Here is a 4434-nt window from a genome sequence, read left to right on the forward strand (position 1 = left end):
TAGGGCACCGCCGAACGAAAGAGGCGGCAACAGACAAACCGAACCTACTGCTACCGCGCCACATCTCGACTCTACCGATTTGAGCCATCGGCCTTATTGACCTGCAACGCAGCATGAGGGCATCGTTGAAAAGCGACAGTCGTCGATTTCGAAAAGCGACAGCTTCTTATGCCAGCCTCACTAGCTAGGCAAGCCCTCGAAAGGCAATAGACGGCAAAGTGCTTACTTGTATTTCACTCGAATCCAGTCTTGGCGGGAGAACGGGGCGCGCTGCAGCGTGGGGAGCATCAAATCGAAGGCCTCGATCAGCGGGACGACGCTTATGAAGTTCGCAGACGAGCGCTGACAAAGGCGAGTCTAGCCCAGGCGTATGCTTCCGAGCTCACTGAGAGGGATTGCAGCCCGAGTAGGTGCCGAAGTGGTTGAAGTCATCGAGCGCTGTGTGCCCGTGCTCGTTGGAAGGTAGATTACCGGTCTGAAGAATATCTCTAGAAGAATCGCGTTGCGGTGACTCGCGCGAGCACGCTCAGATCGGCCCTCGTTTCGGCATCGACGATCAGCGCTTGCACCGCGCCGTCGGCCGACGCGGCCGCAGCCATGCGTTCACGCAGCACCGCCCGATCGCCGCGAAGGGCATCGACGGAAAGCCGCTCGGTGCGCAAGCCCTCTGCCGAAGCGTGCTCAACTCTTTTCCTCCTAAAACAACGGACGCCAGTATCACGGAAGGCGGGACGGACTATCTATATTGGTGTTTTCGCAAGTGCCGCGCTGCCAGGGGCTGTGTGGGTCGCAGAAGTACACGCTCACGCCAGTGGCGGCGGCGAGTTCTTGATGCCGCGCGTATTTGCTTATCGGGCAACCTGGCCGATCTCATGGTTTGCCATGATTTCCAGCGCGCGCACCATGGCCGAGTGGTCCCACGCTTTGCCGCCGTGAGCCGCGCAGGCGTTGAACAGCGCCTGGCACGTTGCGGTATTCGGTAGCGAGACGCCGAGCGCCTGCGCCGTCGAAAGCGCGAGATTCAAATCTTTCTGATGCAGCTCGATACGGAATCCGGGGTTGAAGGTGCGCCTCGTCATGCGCTCGCCATGCACTTCGAGAATCCGGGACGACGCAAAGCCGCCCATCAGCGCCTGACGAACCTTCTCCGCATCCACGCCGGCTTTGGATGCCAACAGTAACGCCTCGCCGACTGCCTCGATGGTCGCGGCGACGATCACCTGGTTGGCGACCTTGCAAACTTGTCCGGCGCCGACTTCGCCAATCAGAGATACGTTTTTTCCCATCATGTCGAAGTAGGGCTTCACAGTGTCGAAGCTCGCTTGCGAGCCGCCCACCATGATCGTGAGCGATCCCGCTTTAGCGCCGACTTCGCCTCCCGAAACAGGCGCATCGAGATACTCCGCGCCACGCTCGCGCACGCGGGCGGCGAAATCGCGCGTGGCCATCGGCGAGATCGAACTCATGTCGACCACGATCTGACCGGCGCGCAGGCTCTCGGCCACGCCGTTTTCACCGAACAGCACGCGTTCGACGTCGGGCGTGTCCGGAACCATGATGAAGATGACGTCCGCTTGGGCGGCGACCGCAGCGGCACTGTCTGCCGCGACGACGCCTGCCTGCGTGAGGTCGGCCGGCACGGCACCTTTAGTGAACGCGACGAGTTCGACGCCACCCCTTCGCAGATTCGCCGCCATCGGCGTGCCCATGATCCCAAGTCCGATAAAGCCTGCCTTTTGCATTTGATTCTCCAAACGTTGTGATGTCACGTTGACCACGCGTGCTTACTTCTGCATGAAATGCTTCTGTACGGCTTGTGCGGCGTTCCGAAGGAGGCCCATGTCGGCGCAGACCGCCACCAGCGTGCTCCCCATCGCGAGGTAGCGCTCGGCATCCGCCTGCATGGGCGCGAGAATGCCGCTTGCCTTGCCGGCCGCCTTGACGCGCTCGAAAACATAAGCGATGGCTTCCTGCACTTCGGGGTGGTTTGCATTGCCGATATGCCCGTATGAGGCGGCGAGATCGGAGGGACCGACGAACACGGCATCAACACCATCGACCGCGGTAATCTCATCGATCGCCTCGACTGCAGCACGGCTCTCGATCTGCACGACCACGCAGATGTTGTCGTTTGCAACGTCGAAATAGTTGGCAATGGTTCCGTAGCGATTGCCTCGTTGGCCGACCGATACGCCACGCACGCCCAGCGGCGGGTAACGTGTCGCGGCGACGGCGCGTTCCGCATCAGCGGCGCTGTCTACGAAAGGGATCAGGAAGTTGAAAAAGCCTGCGTCCAGCATGCGCTTGATGACCACGCTGTCATTCGCCGGTGGCCGTACGAAAGGCGCGCTCGGGCTGTCTTTGAGTGCCATGAGCTGCGGGATGAGCGTTAGAACGTCGTTCGGGGCGTGTTCCGCATCCAGCAACAGCCAATCGAAACCGACGACGCCCAGCAATTCCGTCGTGATCGGACTTGCGAGGGAGGCCCATCCCCCAATCAGGCGTTCGCCGTCGCGAACCGACTGGCGAAACGTGTTCGGTAACGGTTGATAAGGGGTCGACGCGGCCATGTCTGTTTTCCTCAGATCGGGAGTAAATTTTAAGGTTCGTCAGCCCAATATGTTATCTGACGTCGTAATACATCTTAACGCCTATAGCGGGCAAAATAAGAATGTTTACCCGTAGTGATCATCGAACTGTTGCTGCCATAGTGCATGCTGGCTGGTGCTTACCCAATGCGGGTATGTGCCTAGTTGAATTCGCTCACCGACAGCTAGAAAGTACGTTATCGTACAACTAGCGATTGCTTGCTAACTCGCTCTACAGTCTCGGCTTGGCCGCTGGATATTTGCTAGCTTGGCTCAAGCGTTCCGGGGCATCTAAAGGAAATTTTATGAAGAAGATTGCCCTGAGTGGGGCCGGTGGGCAGCTCGGCTCGGTCGTACGGACGGAATTGATCGCACGTGGCATCCCGTTGCGCTCGGCCGCAGGCTCAAGACCCCTCGCTCCACTGGTGGAAGGTGAGGACGTGATGCGCGGCGACTTACGCGACCCGGCCGTCGTCGATCGTCTGCTGGACGGGGTCGACGTGTTGATCCACTTCGCAGGCACGAGCGTGGAGCGCCCTCTGCCTGAGATCATCGACAACAACCTGCGCGCGCTCGTCGAAGTGTACGAAGGCGCGCGCAGACAAGGCGTGCGACGCGTGGTTTTTGCCAGCTCGAACCACGCGATCGGCATGTACCCGGTCACCGAACATCTCACCCTCGACTGCGCGTTGCGCCCGGACGGTTTCTACGGCCTGAGCAAGGTGTGGGGCGAGGCATTGGCAAGACTGTATTGGGACAAGCACGGCATCGAGAGTATTTGCGTGCGGATCGGCAGTTGCCTCGATCAGCCGACTGAGCCCAGACACCTGAGCACCTGGTTCGGCCATCGCGACCTGATCCATTTTCTCGACCGTTGTATCGAAGCAGAGGACGTTGGCTTCATGACCGTCTGGGGCGTCTCCGCCAACACACGGAGTTGGTGGGACAACCGCGGCGCCGAGCGCCTGGGGTACCAGCCGACACAGAACGCCGAGGTGTACGCCGCGCAAGTGCTGGCACAGCCGAATCCGCTGGATGCATTGGGCCAACGCTACCAGGGCGGCAGTTTCGTCGGCCTCGATTACTCGCGCGAGGATTCTGGGCCTGATGGCTCGACTGCTCCCGCGGTCCGGCCCATCTGATCAGTAAAAGACTTCGAGGAGACACAGCAATGAAAATCAAGGGCATCCGCTGGTGGATGGTCAGCCTGGTGGCAGCCGGGCTCATCATTAATTATCTCGCGCGCAACACGCTTTCGGTAGCGGCGCCGACGCTGATGAAAGACCTCCACATGACCACCGAGCAGTACGCGCACGTCGTGGTGGCGTGGCAACTGTGTTATGCGTTCATGCAACCGGTCGCGGGCTATCTGCTCGACACGGTCGGTACCAAGATTGGTTTTGCGGCATTTGCGCTCGCCTGGTCTTTGGCCTGCGCGGCGGCGGCCTGGTCGACGGACTGGCGCAGCCTTGCGTTCTTTCGCGGCCTGCTTGGCATCGCCGAGGCAGCCGGCATTCCGGCCGGCGTCAAGGCGACCAGCGAATGGTTCCCGGCCAAGGAGCGTTCGGTCGCAATTGGCTGGTTTAACATTGGCTCGTCCATCGGTGCGCTGCTCGCCCCGCCTCTGGTCGTCTGGGCATTGCTGCACGGGCAATGGCAATGGGCGTTTCTGATCGTCGGCGTGCTGGGCATAGTCTGGAGCGCGGTGTGGATGCTGCTTTATAAGCACCCGCGTGATCAGAAGCTGTTGAGCGACGCTGAACGCGATTACATCCTCAGTGGGCAGGAGGCCAAGCACAGCGACGTGGGCGTCTCCAAGCGAAAGTGGACCGAAATGATCGGCAGC

The 4434-nt window shown here is 60.4% G+C and carries 5 protein-coding genes; 2 read left to right on the plus strand and 3 right to left on the minus strand.

The features are described 5' to 3' along the window. Positions 1 to 488 precede the first annotated feature (488 nt). From AWB81_RS46180 to garL, 3 genes are all read right to left on the minus strand, one after another. Positions 489 to 662, minus strand: a complete 174-nt coding sequence (locus AWB81_RS46180) for a hypothetical protein (protein ID WP_159907856.1) — start codon at positions 660 to 662, stop codon at positions 489 to 491. Positions 663 to 848: 186 nt separating this feature from the next. Continuing rightward, the gene (locus AWB81_RS40730) at positions 849 to 1742 is read right to left on the minus strand and encodes a 2-hydroxy-3-oxopropionate reductase (protein ID WP_062644075.1); all 894 of its coding nucleotides are present in this window, start codon (positions 1740 to 1742) and stop codon (positions 849 to 851) included. Between the two features lie 42 nt (positions 1743 to 1784). Continuing rightward, positions 1785 to 2570 (minus strand): 2-dehydro-3-deoxyglucarate aldolase, encoded by a 786-nt coding sequence (gene garL / locus AWB81_RS40735; protein ID WP_062644078.1) that lies wholly within the window; start codon positions 2568 to 2570, stop codon positions 1785 to 1787. Between the two features lie 323 nt (positions 2571 to 2893). Here garL and AWB81_RS40740 point away from each other — a divergent pair, with 323 nt between their 5' ends. After that, complete coding sequence (locus tag AWB81_RS40740) at positions 2894 to 3730, plus strand: NAD-dependent epimerase/dehydratase family protein (protein ID WP_062644080.1); 837 nt, start codon at positions 2894 to 2896, stop codon at positions 3728 to 3730. A gap of 29 nt (positions 3731 to 3759) precedes the next feature. Further along, on the plus strand, positions 3760 to 4434 hold a 675-nt coding region (locus tag AWB81_RS40745), incomplete at its 3' end, for an MFS transporter (protein WP_144444342.1).

This window comes from Caballeronia arationis, from assembly GCF_001544975.2.
Lineage (GTDB): Bacteria > Pseudomonadota > Gammaproteobacteria > Burkholderiales > Burkholderiaceae > Caballeronia > Caballeronia arationis.